9 protein-coding genes are annotated in these 15,090 nt (G+C 59.9%); all 9 read left to right on the forward strand.

The genetic code is table 11. From position 1 onward, the window contains the following. Nucleotides 1-94 precede the first annotated feature (94 nt). Nucleotides 95-2,098 carry a type VI secretion system tip protein VgrG gene (locus tag RHM68_RS14005; RefSeq protein ID WP_322215590.1) on the forward strand — a complete coding sequence of 668 codons (2,004 nt, stop codon included), beginning with the start codon at nucleotides 95-97 and terminating at the stop codon, nucleotides 2,096-2,098. Beyond that, entirely contained in the window at nucleotides 2,095-2,961 is an 867-nt protein-coding gene (locus RHM68_RS14010) for a DUF4123 domain-containing protein (protein WP_322215593.1), read from the forward strand. The genes RHM68_RS14005 and RHM68_RS14010 overlap by 4 nt, the downstream gene beginning before the upstream one ends. Continuing rightward, nucleotides 2,958-6,587 carry a toxin VasX gene (locus RHM68_RS14015; protein ID WP_322215596.1) on the forward strand — a complete coding sequence of 1,210 codons (3,630 nt, stop codon included), beginning with the start codon at nucleotides 2,958-2,960 and terminating at the stop codon, nucleotides 6,585-6,587. Before RHM68_RS14010 ends, RHM68_RS14015 begins: the two co-directional genes overlap by 4 nt. Nucleotides 6,588-6,924: 337 nt before the next feature. Further along, nucleotides 6,925-7,698 carry a hypothetical protein gene (locus RHM68_RS14020; RefSeq protein ID WP_322215599.1) on the forward strand — a complete coding sequence of 258 codons (774 nt, stop codon included), beginning with the start codon at nucleotides 6,925-6,927 and terminating at the stop codon, nucleotides 7,696-7,698. Further along, nucleotides 7,695-8,126, forward strand: coding sequence for a hypothetical protein (locus RHM68_RS14025; protein WP_322215601.1), 432 nt, complete (start codon nucleotides 7,695-7,697; stop codon nucleotides 8,124-8,126). Before RHM68_RS14020 ends, RHM68_RS14025 begins: the two co-directional genes overlap by 4 nt. After that, the gene (locus RHM68_RS14030) at nucleotides 8,107-9,231 is read left to right on the forward strand and encodes a hypothetical protein (RefSeq protein WP_322215603.1); all 1,125 of its coding nucleotides are present in this window, start codon (nucleotides 8,107-8,109) and stop codon (nucleotides 9,229-9,231) included. Before RHM68_RS14025 ends, RHM68_RS14030 begins: the two co-directional genes overlap by 20 nt. Nucleotides 9,232-9,503: 272 nt before the next feature. After that, nucleotides 9,504-10,748, forward strand: a complete 1,245-nt coding sequence (locus tag RHM68_RS14035) for an exonuclease SbcCD subunit D C-terminal domain-containing protein (RefSeq protein WP_322215606.1) — start codon at nucleotides 9,504-9,506, stop codon at nucleotides 10,746-10,748. After that, complete coding sequence (locus RHM68_RS14040) at nucleotides 10,745-14,386, forward strand: AAA family ATPase (protein ID WP_322215608.1); 3,642 nt, start codon at nucleotides 10,745-10,747, stop codon at nucleotides 14,384-14,386. Before RHM68_RS14035 ends, RHM68_RS14040 begins: the two co-directional genes overlap by 4 nt. After that, a complete protein-coding gene (locus tag RHM68_RS14045) occupies nucleotides 14,383-14,979 on the forward strand; it encodes a glutathione S-transferase (protein ID WP_322215610.1) in 597 nt (198 codons plus the stop codon). Before RHM68_RS14040 ends, RHM68_RS14045 begins: the two co-directional genes overlap by 4 nt. Nucleotides 14,980-15,090: the final 111 nt, after the last annotated feature.

Raw genomic sequence — 15,090 nt, forward strand, 5'->3', positions numbered from 1 at the left:
GATACGTCCTACATCAATAGTAGATTTGCCTGACTGCGATAAATAGTCGATGCATGCACAGTCCCTTGCCTTTTAAAGACACAGGGAAATGTGGATGTTCAATGCTGCCAGCCCAGTCGTTTTCAAACTCGATATCGAAGGGTTTTCCGACGACCTTCAGGTACTTGAGTTTCGCGCCAAAGAAGCGCTCAACAGCCCCTTCGAGGTCAAACTCAAACTGGTCAGCGAACGCGCTAACCTGGACCTTGAGTCGCTCCTGCATCGCTCAGCCTTTCTGACGTTTGGTCCAGACGGCGCGGGGATTCACGGACACATCCATCAAATCACCCAAGGTGACTCAGGCAAGCGCCTGACCCACTATCAAGTGACCCTGGCGCCCCACCTCGCCTATCTTGCGCACTGCCACAACCCACGTATTTTCCAGAACCTGAGCGTGCCGCAAATCATCGGCAAAGTGCTGAGCGAGCATGGGATGCAAGCGGATATCTGGCGCTTGCAACTCAACGCAGAGTACCGGCCACGGCTCTATTGCGTTCAATACAACGAGTCAGATTTAAATTTTGTGCAGAGGCTGTGCGAGGAAGAAGGTCTGCACTTTCATTTCCAGCACACTGCCGAAGGGCACGTGCTGGTGTTCGGCGACGATCAGACGGTGTTCCTGACACCGGCCAGCCCGACCGCCTATGTACAGGGCAATGGCATGGCCGCCGAGGCCTGCGTGATTGATCACTTTGAGGTCAGTCTGCAAACCCGCACGACCCACGTCAGCCGCCGTGATTACAACTTCGAAAAACCGCGGGTGCAACTCGACAGCGAGAGCAAAAACCCGCTGCTGCCGCACTTGGAGGACTACGCCTTTCCTGGACAGTTCACCGACCGTGAACGCGGTAAGCACCTGGCCAAACGCGCACTCGAGCGCCACCGCGCCGATTACAAGCAAGCACAGGGGCAAAGTGATCAGCACAGCCTGCGCAGCGGATACTTTGTGGACATCAGCCAACACCCTCGCGGGGACTGGAATGGTTTATGGTTGCTGACTGAATTAGAACACTCAGGAAAACAGCCACAGGTTCTGGAAGAGGCACTTTCAGACAACAATTCTGAGGACGGCTTCAGTCAGGGTTACCGCAACCAGTTTGTCGCAACCCCATGGGACGTGATATTCCGCCCCGCCCTTAAGCACCCCAAACCGCGGATGACCGGTACCCAGCACGCAGTGGTTACCGGCCCCCCCGGCGAAGAGATCTATTGCGACGAGTACGGTCGGGTGAAGGTCCAACTGCCGTGGGATCGCGACGGCCAGCACAACGAACGCTCAAGCTGCTGGCTGCGAGTCGCCAGCAGTTGGGCCCATGATCGCTACGGCACGGTACTGATTCCGCGCGTGGGCATGGAAGTGTTGGTCGGTTTCAGCGAAGGCGATCCAGACAAACCCTTCGTGCTGGGGTGCATGCCCAACGCCGCAACACCGGTTCCGTTGGAGCTGCCGGCAGAGCATACCCGCAGCATTTTCCGGAGTCAGAGCAGCCCCGGCGGTGGCGGTTACAACGAATTGCGCATCGAGGACAGAGCAGGCGCTGAAGAAATAGCCCTGCGCGCTCAGCGTGATTTTGTCCAACTGGTGCTCAACGACGAACGTATTCAGGTCGATAACATGCGCACCGTTGTAGTCGGTGGGATCGCCAGCCACGACCTGCGCGGCGAAGAACACCACCTCACCCATGGCAACCGCCTGACCGAACTCAAGCAGAACGATCACCTGGTGGTCGAGGGCGACCAGCATATTCGCGTGATCAATCAGCGGCTCAGCGCCGCGCAGCAGATTCACCTCAGCAGTGGGCAGCAAATCGTCATCGATGCAGGCGCGCAACTGACGATCAAGGCCGGCGGCCATTGGCTGACAATGGGGCCAGACGGGGTTTTCAGCAGCGTACCGATCGTACAGGGGGGTGTCCCGGCCATGAGTCTGCCCGCGGAGCCACTGATACCGGGCGCCGTACCCTTGGTGCGCGTGATCTTCGACGCGGCACAACAACGCCACGCGCTGATGTCGACCCGCCGCTCACGCTGCCTGATTTGCGAGGCGGCCAAGGCATGAACCTCTCGACCTCGCTGCCTGAAAACCTGCCATGGGCCGAGCATCAGGCGTTTCTACTGCTGGACGGCGCGGCCTGCAGTGACTTGCCCGCACGCCTGAAGAAGCTGGACCCGACGGCGAGCAGTACCGTCCTCTACGACTGCCCGCCCTTTACTACGCTGCGCGATATTTCACCGCTGCTGGTGGCTGTTCAGCAGCCTGATGAGCCGATTATTCAGTTTTACCTGGACCACGCACACGAGGAATGGGGCGTGCTGTTGTTCAGCCTGGAGTCAGGAAACGCCGTTGCACAACACCTGCGCAAACTGCTGATCGTTGAGTTGCCAGAAGGTCTGCCGGTCCTCCTGAGAGTGGCCGATGCCTCGGTGGCGCGCACCCTGTTCGCCAGCGCCGACCAGCGTTTGTTTGGGCCTCTTTCCTGTGTGGTGACAGCCGATAGCGTCGCCGCCGACTGGCAGCGTCACGCACCTCGGCTGGCCGTGTGCCCCGACCTGCCAACGCCCTATCGCCTGAGTGCTGAACAGAATTCAGCGCTGGAGCACAACGACCGACGCCGCGTACTGCTCGAACTCGACGCTCATCTGCTCAGGTTCTTCCCCGAACGCTGGGGCGGCGAAACCGTGGCCCAGCGCTGGCCGATGCTTGAACAGCTGGAAGCCGAGGCCGGCGCGCTGGGTATGAGCTGCGCATCCGAGCTGTTTCATTACGCCAACGTCATGGCATCGCTGGACGGCTCGCCACTCGATCAGCACCCGCACATCAACCGATTGCTGCACGCGCCATCGCTGCAATCGCCCGGTGAGCGCGTTGCGCTGGCCGCTGACCTCGCCCACCAGTGGGCTATCCAACGGAGCCACTCATGACGTCACCCGCCAACCTCGCCGCCGCCACAGCCTCCAAGACGCCCTTCGGCTCGCTCGGTGCCTGCCCATTGCGCCAAACCCACGTGCAACTTCTGCCTTTACGCTACGCACTGGTAGAAGAAACCGTCGATCCGAGTGCTGATCTGAAATTGCCCTACGCCCTTCAAACCCGGCCGCTGGGCGTTCGTATGCTGCGCGATGGTTGGCTGTACGTGATCGACAGCGTCACCGGCCACCTGAACGAGTATCGGGTACTCAACGGACTGGTCAGCGCCTTGCTGCACAAGGGCGCCAAGGTCGATGGCGATCAGCGCACGGCCATCGAGGAGCGCCCGGCGCTGATTTTTTCAAGGCGAAGCACCTTGCACGTCAGTTTCGCCGAGGTGCAGTGGACCGCCGCCAAATGCGCGCAAGTGATCGACAGCCGCGAGGAGCGCGAGCACTTTATGCAGGCCGTCGATCTTGGCCCGGTGAACTGCGAAACCGGTGGCGAGCATTTGCTGACGGTCGCGCAAGGCAAGCAGTGGCTGGCAGAAATTGCGACGGTCCCGGCGCAGCAGGCTCAAGCCGAAAAAGAGCGCGCCGAGCTGCAAGCCAACTCGCCACCGGACGCCGTTCTATTGCCGACGGTACACGTCAACAATGCCCCCGAGCACGAACGCGAACCGTACCTGTGGGAGCAGCCGCGACGCTTTCGCGAGGCGCACATCGGCGAGTTTCTCGGACGGGTGCGCCCGGCGTATCAGGACGACACGCTGTTCCTGGTGGTCCAGGATGACCTCGGTGTGTTGCGCGACCTGGCCGACTATCAAAACACCGTGGTCGGTTGGGTCGACGCCTGGAGCAATGCCGGGCACAACGAGCGTAATTATTTGCTGGCGTGCTACATCGAATCCCTGAGCCAGCTCAGCCCGGCGGATGTTGAAAAACTGGGCGAAGTCAGCGACGACCCGACGGTCAATGCCCTGCTTGTCGATCTGCAACAGTTACCTGAGCCCACTCAGGAACGCACACGCAACGCCTTGCTGGATTACCTGAACAAGGGCGGCAAGGTCGAGTCAGCCGAGGGGCCAGCCCCACCGGAACTGGTGCAGTTGCGTAAGCAAGCCCAAGTCGACGTCCGGGAGATGCTCAAGTATCAGGGGAGTACGCCAGACTTCATCGCACAAAGGCTCGCCGTTGAGAGCGCGGACCGCGGTTACTACACCCGCCAGCACTTTTCGATGGCGCCCGCCGACTTCGTTGAGCGGCACCTCAAAACCCTGATCAAACTCGGCAAGGAGCAAAACAAACGCATTAAGGACGTGATCGAAGGCTCCACGTTCACGGGCAAACGCGGGGTCAACGATTTCATCGACCGCCCGGCCATGGACGACGAGCTGTTTCAGCACCGCGCTGACGTCAGCCGCTGGAATCGCCTGCTTGAGCGCATCACCGACGACCGCACAACGCTGGTGTGTGCCGGTCGCTACCACCGCTCGGCCTGGTACTACGACGCGCATGAACCGCAGCAATTGGCCGAGGTTTTCGCGGCCGAATACGCCTGTCTCAACGACATTTGCCGCAGCGACCATGCCAGTGAAAAGATGCTGGGCTATCTGGAAAAACACCCGGAGTTGGCCCGGCCTGCGTTTTACACCTTGCCGCTGCGCGTGCGGTCTGAGCTGCTGGTGCAATACAGCCTGCTCTCCAATGCGGGGACCGGCCTGTACAGCAAGCTGCCAGACTGGTTGCAAACCCTGCAAAAAATCGAACAACCGCACCTGCCGGCCCTCGACGATATGCCCGAACACACCCGCGCCATGGCCGACGCGGTGCAACACAGCTACAGCCCGGCGCTCAACCTGGGCCTGAGCCGCGCACTGGAAGGTTTCGACCTGGCGGGTGGCAAAATCCCCGACCTCGACGAACTGTTCCGCCATCTGCCCAAAGCGTTGCCGGCGCGGATACTCGATGCGGCGAAAACCACCGGCGTGACGTTCACCCTGGCCACACCGGGCGAACACACAGCGCTGCAATCAGACATCAAGGACGTGCTCAGCGAGCGCGCCTACCTCAAAACCCTGACCCGTGAACGCAACCAGCTCACCCATAACAAAAACCTGCCGGGGCACAAAACCCAGCGCGCGGTTGAGTTGCAGACTGAAATCGTTCGGGTACGGGCACAGTTGACTCAACTCGAAGGCCGCTTGGCCGGTGCGCTGAGCCCAATTGCTGAACTGCCGGATCAGTCGGTACGCACCTACGGCGCCACACCGGCTCGGGCCGGGGTGACGGTGGTGTTTCCACCCGCGCAGCAGCAAGAGGTGAGGAGTTTGCTGACGAACATTCGGCAGGGGATACACAGCGTGCCGAAGGCAGACCTGATCAAGAGCGAAGGGGTTGGGTTGTTGGTGTTTTTGGCGCAGGTGGTGAATTTAGTGGTGGTTTATCGGGAGATGATCAGGCAGACCGGTAATGAACGTGCTTGGAAGTCATTCGCCGACGCAGCGGCGGCTACAGGTGCCGCAGGATTTACCGCAGCACAGAGCTTGGCCGATACCGCACTGAAGGCACGCGGAGATACGCTTGTGCGGGCCGCTCAACATCACGCCCTGGAGAGTGTGCATGTGCAGATGGGGAAGATGCATATCGGATTGGGCTTCTTTACCTACGGTCTTGGTCTTGTATCTTCATTGTCCAGCCTCAATACCCAGCACCAGAATTGGCAGCAAGCGACGCGCAGCGGCAACCGCGCAGCCCAAAACAGCGCGGCTCTTGCCACAGTGGGCGCCAGCGGCATGGTGGCGGTTAACACCTATGGCCTCAGTCATACCGTGCATGCCAGTTTTAAAGTGGTGACTGCCGGCAGTGCGGCAGCACGAACAGCCGCCTGGGCCGCCGCCGGCACACGCCTCTCCACTGTATTTTTCCGGGTCAATCTGGCCGGGGCCTTGTTCACCGTACTGGAACTGGGCGGCAGTTGGCTGTTCAACCGCTACAACATCAGCGCCCACGACAAATGGCTCAAAACCACGCCGTGGAGCCTGGACACCGACGAGCGCGGCAACTACACCCTGGATCAGTACCAACGTTACCTCGGCGAGTTACTTCACGCGCCTACGGCCCACCTTGGTGTGATCAAGCATGACTCCTTGCTGAAGAACCTGTTTTTGCGCGCCAAACCCAGCGATATTCATCTGGCGTTACCGGGAGTGAAACTAAGCGACTTCCAGCCCCCATTGAGTGGTAACCCCTCGCACCGTCTGGGCATCGGTGCCCATCGGCTTTACCGCCCACTCGACAGCCGCGGTAGCGCCCATGAGCGCAAGGATGTGATCAGTGCTGAAGTGACCGACAGCCTGAAAATCGTGCAGGCAGACCCGCTGATTTTATGCCTGCACTCTGCGCTGAACCACAATGCGCCAATGGCCCCCGCGGTCGAGACACTGGAACTGGCGGTGTGCGTGCAAGTATTGAATGCCCAAGGACAGTGGATCTCCCGCACCCACATCATTCACCTTAATCCTCGGGGCGAAGGCCGCTTTCCTTCGCTGCCGCGCAACACCGTCACCGAGCATCCTCCGGTGTTGCTGGTTGAAACCCATTTGCTGGAGTCGGTCGACCATGCGCAACAACCTGGATAAATCCGTGCCGGCACCGCACCTTGAGCAATCGCACAAAGCCGGGGATATAGAACCCTTTCCCAGCGGGAAGATCACCTACCTCGCCCCGTTGCCGCTGCCTACGCCGATGCCGCCCAGTGGTCCTCATATCGGGGAATTGAATGAGGTGTATATGGACTTCGGGCTAGGGTCGCCGGAGGTGTTCTCATGGCAAGTCATATTAGGTGGGCCATTAACCCTCGCATTTATAGTTGCTTTTCTATTTCCACTAACAGGTGGTTTTCTTGGGCTCGTACTCGGATACGACTGGGTAGACATTCGGGATTCCATAGAGGGAATCTTCCTGGCGTCCTATGAAATGGCTTTAACGACAGGCGCCATCACCCTCTTCATCGGCCTCTGCGTCTGGCTGCACAACCACAACCGACGCGCCGAGATCATCCCCACCCGCTTCAACCGTCAACGCCGTGAAGTCTGCTTCATGCCCGAAGACGCCACCGAGCCACTCTTCGTGCCTTGGGAATCCCTCAGCGCCTGGGTCATTGAAGCCCAAGGCGTCACCCAGCACGGCATCCAGCGCCAATACGGCATGGGCATCGGTTTCCAGCACGGCGAAATCCTCACCAGCGTCGAATTCCGCTGCGCCGGCCTGCCCCTCGCGATCAGCTACTGGGAAGCGATTCGCGGCTACATGGAATACCAAGTCAACGACCTCAAATCCATCCAGGACCCGCTAGACCTGCAAGGCCCCGACGACCCACCCCACGAAGGCCTGCACACCTTTCACAACGCCCGCGCCCGCATGCACCAGCAAATCCGCGACGGTTCACGTAACCGGATTTCGGGATTTTTCTGGTACCTGTACCACGTGATGACCCTGTGGACGATCCCCAACCACCTCACCGAATGGGAAATCCGCCGCATCAAAGCCATGGGCCAACAGACGTTGCCCGAAGTCATGCAGCAATGGTCGGAGCCGTTGCCCAAGGCGCAATGGGCCAAGCCAAGTGAAGACTTGCTCAGGATGAGCGAACAAGTTCGCCGACTGCATAAACGTCAGCCAGGACGGGCCATTACCGCGATTTTTGCTGAGGTTCAGCGCTTGAACCCCGGCAACAAACAACGCGCATGAAACCAAGCGACTTCCAGCCCCCATTAAGTGGTAACCCCTCGCACCGTCTGGGCATCGGTGCCCATCGGCTTTACCGCCCACTCGACAGCCGCGGTAGCGCCCATGAGCGCAAGGATGTGATCAGTGCTGAAGTGACCGACAGCCTGAAAATCGTGCAGGCAGACCCACTGATTTTATGCCTGCACTCTGCGCTGAACCACAATGCGCCAATGGCCCCCGCGGTCGAGACACTGGAACTGGCGGTGTGCGTGCAAGTATTGAATGCCCAAGGACAGTGGATCTCCCGCACCCACATCATTCACCTTAATCCTCGAGGTGAAGGCCGCTTTCCTTCGCTACCGCGCAACACCGTCACCGAGCATCCTCCGGTGTTGCTGGTTGAAACCCATTTGCTGGAGTCGGTCGACCATGCGCAACAACCTGGATAAATCCGTGCCGGCGCCGCACCTTGAGCAATCGCACAAAGCCGGGGATATAGAACCCTTTCCCAGCGGGAAGATCACCTACCTCGCCCCGTTGCCGCTGCCTACGCCGATGCCGCCCAGTGGTCCTCATATCGGGGAATTGAATGAGGTGTTCATGGACTTCGGGCTAGGGTCACCGGAGGTGTTCTCATGGCAAGTCATTTTAGGTTTGCCATTCAGCGGCGCATTTATGATTGCTTTTTTGATACCTCTGTTCAGCGGCTTCATGTTTTTCGTGCTCGGCCAAAGCTGGGACGATATACATGACATCACAACTCGTATGTTCATAGAGGAGGCGTATGAACTCGCCCTGGTAACCGGCCTCATCACCCTCTTCATCGGCCTCTGCGTCTGGCTGCACAACCACAACCGACTCGCCGAGATCATCCCCACCCGCTTCAACCGTCAACGCCGTGAAGTCTGCTTCATGCCCGAAGACGCCACCGAGCCACTCTTCGTGCCTTGGGAATCCCTCAGCGCCTGGGTCATTGAAGCCCAAGGCGTCACCCAGCACGGCATCCAGCGCCAATACGGCATGGGCATCGGTTTCCAGCACGGCGAAATCCTCACCAGCGTCGAATTCCGCTGCGCCGGCCTGCCCCTCGCGATCAGCTACTGGGAAGCGATTCGCGGCTACATGGAATACCAAGTCAACGACCTCAAATCCATCCAGGACCCGCTAGACCTGCAAGGCCCCGACGACCCACCCCACGAAGGCCTGCACACCTTTCACAACGCCCGCGCCCGCATGCACCAGCAAATCCGCGACGGTTCACGTAACCGGATTTCGGGATTTTTCTGGTACCTGTACCACGTAATGACCCTGTGGACGATCCCCAACCACCTCACCGAATGGGAAATCCGTCGCATCAAAGCCATGGGCCAACAGACGTTGCCCGAAGTCATGCAGCAATGGTCGGAGCCGTTGCCCAAGAATCAGTGGGCCAAGCCAAGTGAGGACTTGCTCAGGATGAGCGAACAAGTTCGCCGACTGCATAAACGTCAGCCAGGACGGGCCATTACCGCGATTTTTGCTGAGGTGCAGCGCTTGAACCCGGCTGTAAACTGAGCGGCTGAGATGGTTGTGTGGCGAGGGAGCTTGCTACCGTTCGGCTGCGCAGCAGTCGCAGAACGGGCAAGTCGTTTTATCACGCCGATCGAAAGGGGCCGCTTCGCGCCGCGGCGGGAGTAAGCCCCCTCGCCACAGGCAAGCCTCCAGGCCAGAGGTTTGTGGTTTGATCAGATCCCTCACGCCATCCAGTGTATTTGCCAGTAAACTCCCTGCTCTTTAGCCGCCATCATTTCTCACGCGGCCATCACCTATTTCCAACGGAGTACGCCTTGCGTCTGTTCCACACCTCCGACTGGCACCTTGGGCAGAATCTGCATGGCCAGGACCGCGACTTCGAGCACGGTTGTTTTCTTGAATGGCTGTTGCGTCAGCTAAAACTGGACCAGCCCGACGTGCTGCTGATTGCCGGCGATATCTTTGACACCGTCAACCCACCGGTCAAAGCCCAGGAACGCCTCTACGATTTCATCGTCAGTGCTCATGAGCAACAGCCCTTGCTGACCATCGTGATGATCGCGGGCAACCACGACTCTGGCTCACGGATCGAATTGCCGGCACCGTTGATGCGCCGGTTGCGCACCCATGCGCTGGGTCGGGTGCTGTGGCTCGATGATGGTCAACTGGACGCCGAGCGCCTGCTATTGCCGTTGCCCGATGCGAGTGGCGAAATAGCCGCCTGGTGCCTGGCGCTGCCGTTCCTGCGGCCTGCGGAAGTGACGGGCGCGCATTTGGGCGACAACTACTTGCGCGGTATCGGCCAGGTCCATGAATGGCTGATCGAAGCGGCTAACGCCAAGCGCACACCGGGTCAGGCGTTGATTGCTATCAGCCACGCGCACATGGCCGGTGGCTCGGTGTCGGAAGATTCGGAACGTAGCCTGATCATTGGCAACGCCGAGGCCCTGCCCGCCAGCCTGTTCGGGCCAAGCATCAGCTACGTAGCACTTGGTCACTTGCACAAGCCACAAAAGGTCAACGGCGAAGAACGCATTCGCTACAGCGGCTCGCCGATTCCCTTGTCGTTCTCAGAAATCGGTTATCAGCATCAGGTTCTGCACATCACCCTTGAGGGCGAAACCCTGATCAGCGTCGAGCCAAAACTGATTCCTCGCGCCGTCAACCTGCAACGCATCGGCCCCGCACCGCTGGCAGAGATTCTGCTGCAATTGGCGGACCTGCCGAACATCGACCTGTTGGCCGACACCCAGCGCCAGCCCTGGCTGGAAGTTCGGGTGCGCCTCGACGAGCCACAACCTGACCTGCGTCATCAAGTGGAGAGCGCCCTGCAGGGCAAAGCCGTGCGCCTGGTACGGATTGCTGCGGAGTACGCGGGCAACGGCGGGCGCGATGGCGCCGACGACGGCGCTGCTTTGATCGAACTGGACCAGCTCACGCCCCAGGAACTGTTCAGCCGTGCCTGGCAGGACAACTACGGCAACGAGGTCGATGAGCAAACCCTCAAGGACTTTGCCGAGCTGTTGCAAGACGTGCAAATGGAGAGCGAAAAACCATGAAGATCCTCGCAATCCGCCTGAAAAACCTCGCCTCATTGGCCGGGCCTTTTGAAATCGATTTCACTGCCGAGCCGCTGGCCAGCGCCGGACTGTTCGCCATCACCGGGCCGACCGGCGCTGGCAAAAGCACCTTGCTCGATGCGTTGTGCCTGGCGTTGTTCGGTGCCGTGCCACGCCTGAATAACACCGGGCGTGACGCCAAAGTGCCCGACGCCGACGGCGAAATCAGCACTGGCGACCCGCGCACCCTGCTGCGTCGCGGCACCGGCGACGGCTATGCCGAAGTGGATTTTGTCGGTATCGACGGCCGCCGTTACCGCGCCCGCTGGGAAGCCAACCGCGCCAGGGAGAAGGCCGGTGGCAAGTTGCAGGCCAGCCGTCAGAGCCTGCGCGATATCGATCAGGACCAACTGCTCGCCAGCCAGAAAGGCGAATACAAGACTCAGCTCGAAACCGCGCTGGGACTGAACTTCGAACAATTTACGCGCGCCGTTTTATTAGCTCAAAGCGAGTTCAGCGCTTTCCTCAAGGCTGACGACAACGACCGCAGCGAACTGTTGGAAAAGCTCACCGACACCGCGCTGTACACCCGCCTCGGTCGCAGGGCGTTCGACAAGACCAAAGAAGCTCGCGAAGCCCACAAGGCGCTGCAAGACCAGGCCACAGGCGTCACGCCGCTTGCCCCTGAGTCCCGAGCCGAACTCGACGAGCGCTTCAATCAGGCTCAGCAGCAACTCAAGGCCCAGCAAGCACAGCTCAAGCAATTAGAACAGCAGAGCACCTGGCTCAAGGACCTGCGCCAGTTACAGGACGAACATCAGAGTGCCACCGAGCAACTGAACAGCGCCCGGCAGCATTGGGACAGTCTGGCCGGCGAGCGCCTCAAACTAACGCGCCTGGAGCAACTGGCGCCCCAGCGCCATCAGTTCGCGCGCAAAAGCGAACTCACGGCGCAACTGAAACCCTTGGCATTGCAGATACAACAGCACACGCAACAGCAACACGTGCTGACTGAACGCCAGGCTCAACTCGAACAAAGCCTGGGCGCGGCACAGAGTACGCGGGTCGAGGCTCAACGCCAACACAGCGCCAGCGCGCCGTTGTTGCGCCAGGCGTTTGAACAACAAAGCACCCTCACCCGCCTGGTCAAGGACGCCGGCCTCAGTGCCGATCAGCAGCAACAAGCACAACAGGCCTGCACTCAAGGTCAGAGCACCATTGACGCGTTGCTTGAACAGCAGCAACAGGTGAGCGCACGTCTGGAGCGCATCGCCACAGAGCTTGAACACAGCACGCCTCTGGCGCCGCTGAGCGAAGCCTGGAACGCTTATCGCGATCGCCTGCAACAACTGATGCTGATCGGCAATCGCCTGAACAAAGGGCAGGCAGAACTCGCGGCCCTCGAACACAACGCCTTGCAGGCCGCCGACGCGTTGGCGACACCAAAGCAGCACCTGGAAGTGTTGTACAAAGAAGCTGGCGCCGAACCCGAAGCCGTGGCCGAGCAAATCCGCATTCTGGGCAGCCTGTTGCAGGACAACCGCAAACAGCTGCGTGCTTTTGAAGAGCTGACCCGACTGTGGGCCAGTCAGCAAGCACTGGACACCCGCGGCGCAGAGCTTGTGCAACGCCAGCTCGCGGCCCAGCAAGCGCGGGATAGCCTGACCCAGGACGGCGTGCAAACCAAAGCCGAGCTGACGGTCGCCGAACAAACCCTGAGCATTACCCGCGAGTTGCTGGAACGCCAACGCTTGGCACGCAGCGAAAGTGTCGAAGAACTGCGCGCGCAGTTGCAGGACGACCAGCCGTGCCCCGTCTGTGGCAGCCAGGAGCATCCTTATCATCAGCCCGAAGCACTTTTGCAAAGCCTCGGTCGGCATGATGAAAGCGAACAGGCAAACGCTCAGAAGGCCGTCGATCTGCTGCAAGAAAAACTCAACGAGCTGCGGACTAAAGTCGGCGGCTTGATTGCACAGCAAAAAGAGTTGCTGCAACAGCAAGAGCAACTGGCGATCCAGCAACAAGGCCTGACGCCAGCCCTCGAAGGCCATGCGCTGTCCGCTCAATTGTTGGCTCAGGACGTGAGTCAACGCGATGCCTGGCTAACGCAACACAGCAGTCAGTTGAACCAACGCATCACGGCGGACGAACTCCGGCAAACCGAGCTGCTCAACTTGCAACAGGATGCCGCGCGACTTTCCCAGCAACTGCGCAGTGCCGAAGCGGCGAGCCAGCAAGCGACCCAGCACCTGAGCACCCAGCAACAGGCATTAAACAGCGACCGTGAACGTCTGGACGAAGAACTGGCCGCGTTCAGCAGCCTGCTCCCGGCCGACACTCTTGAAGCGCTGCGCAACGAACCCGCGGCAACGTTCATGCAACTGGACCAACAGATTGCCCAGCGTCTGGAGCAACTCGAACAGCAGCGCGAAGAACTCGGCGAGCAGCAACAGCGCCAGCTGACACTGGAAAAAGAACAGGACCGCCAGCAGACGCGTCTCCAGCAACAACAGACAGCACAACAACACTTCACCGCACTGACAGAGCAACAGCAGGCGTGCCAGCTGATACTGGCGCAATTACTGGGCGACCATAGCAGCGCCGAACAGTGGCAGCTGCACGTGGATCAAGCCGTCGAACAGGCTCACCAAGCCGAAGCCAGCGCCCATCAAGAACTGCAAAACGTGAGCACCGCGCGGGTGCAACTGACCACCGAATTGAAGGCGCAACAAGAACGCTTGCTCGCGCTTGAAAGCGAAGACCATGTGCTGAGTGGCAAGATTGCCGACTGGCGCGCTCAGCATCCAGAACTTGACGATGCGGGCCTGGAAGCGCTTTTGAGCCTGGATGAGCAACAACTCAGTGAGCTGCGTCAACATTTGCAGCACAGCGAAAAAGCCATCGAACAGTTCAAGGTGTTGGTACACGAACGGGACCAGCGCTTGCTCAACCATCAGGCCCAGCACAATGGCAACCTCGACGCCGAGCAACTGGCAACGGCACTGGCTGAACTGCACACCCTATTTGCTACCAGCGAACACCTTTGCGCCGAACTGCGAGCCCGGCAGGTAGAGGATCAGCGGCGGCAGGAGGCCAATTCGGCGCTGGCGCAGCACATCGCCGACGCCTATGCCGAGTACCAGCGCTGGGCGCGTTTGAGCGCTTTGATCGGCTCGTCCACTGGCGATACTTTCCGCAAAATCGCCCAAGCCTACAACCTCGACCTGCTGGTGCATCACGCCAACGTCCAACTGCGGCAACTGGTGCGGCGCTACCGTTTGAAGCGCGGCGGCAGCATGCTCGGGCTGTTGGTGATGGACACTGAAATGGGCGACGAACTGCGCTCGGTGCATTCGTTGTCCGGTGGTGAAACATTCCTCGTCTCGCTGGCCTTGGCCCTGGGTCTGGCCTCAATGGCATCAAGCACGCTGAAAATCGAGTCGCTGTTCATCGATGAAGGCTTTGGCAGCCTCGATCCGGAATCCCTGCAACTGGCGATGGATGCCCTCGACGGCTTGCAGGCTCAAGGACGCAAGGTCGCGGTGATTTCCCACGTGCAGGAAATGCATGAACGCATTCCGGTGCAGATTCAGGTTCGCCGCCAGGGTAACGGCCTGAGCACGCTGGAGGTGAAATGACCACCCTGTACTCCTTCCGCCGCTGCCCCTACGCCATGCGCGCACGCATGGCCATCAGGTATTCAGGGGTGGCGGTGCAGGTAGTTGAAGTCAGCCTCAAAGCCAAACCCGCCGACATGCTCGCGCTGTCGAGCAAAGGAACGGTGCCCGTACTGTGCGTTGACGGTCGAGTGATCGATCAGAGCCTGGAAATCATGCGCTGGGCGCTAGCGCAGAACGATCCGCAGGATTGGTTGCTCAAGAATGATCCTGCCGGGCAGCAACGCAGTGCTGAGCTGATAGAAGAAAACGACCACGTGTTCAAGGCGCAGTTGAATCGTTACAAATACGCCGAGCGTTATCCCGAGCAGCCGATGGAGCAGTACCGCGCCGAGGGCGAAGTGTTCCTGCGCACGCTCGATCAACTGCTGCAAGGACGCGACTATTTGCTGGCCGAGCATCGGAGCCTGGCAGATGTGGCGCTCATGCCGTTCGTGCGGCAGTTTGCGCATGTGGATCGTGACTGGTTCGCGCAGACACCTTACGCGCGACTACAGGCGTGGTTACAGCGGTTTCTGGCGGACGCGTTGTTTGTCGGGGTTATGCAGAAGTAAAACGACAAAGCCCCTGTGGCGCTGGCGCATCGGCTAAACACCGATGCCGCCGAGACTTTTTGCCCGGTCCTCATCACCCCCACTGTCTTGCCTATCAGGGCATTTCAAGGT

Source organism: Pseudomonas sp. DC1.2, from assembly GCF_034351645.1.
Taxonomy (GTDB): Bacteria; Pseudomonadota; Gammaproteobacteria; order Pseudomonadales; family Pseudomonadaceae; genus Aquipseudomonas.

Coding starts and splice junctions, on each gene's coding strand:
- RHM68_RS14015 (WP_322215596.1), top strand. CDS start 2,958: ATGACGTCACCCGCCAACCTCGCCGCCGCCACAGCCTCCAAGACGCCC.
- RHM68_RS14020 (WP_322215599.1), top strand. CDS start 6,925: ATGGCTTTAACGACAGGCGCCATCACCCTCTTCATCGGCCTCTGCGTC.
- RHM68_RS14030 (WP_322215603.1), top strand. CDS start 8,107: ATGCGCAACAACCTGGATAAATCCGTGCCGGCGCCGCACCTTGAGCAA.
- RHM68_RS14045 (WP_322215610.1), top strand. CDS start 14,383: ATGACCACCCTGTACTCCTTCCGCCGCTGCCCCTACGCCATGCGCGCA.
- RHM68_RS14005 (WP_322215590.1), top strand. CDS start 95: ATGTTCAATGCTGCCAGCCCAGTCGTTTTCAAACTCGATATCGAAGGG.
- RHM68_RS14010 (WP_322215593.1), top strand. CDS start 2,095: ATGAACCTCTCGACCTCGCTGCCTGAAAACCTGCCATGGGCCGAGCAT.
- RHM68_RS14025 (WP_322215601.1), top strand. CDS start 7,695: ATGAAACCAAGCGACTTCCAGCCCCCATTAAGTGGTAACCCCTCGCAC.
- RHM68_RS14040 (WP_322215608.1), top strand. CDS start 10,745: ATGAAGATCCTCGCAATCCGCCTGAAAAACCTCGCCTCATTGGCCGGG.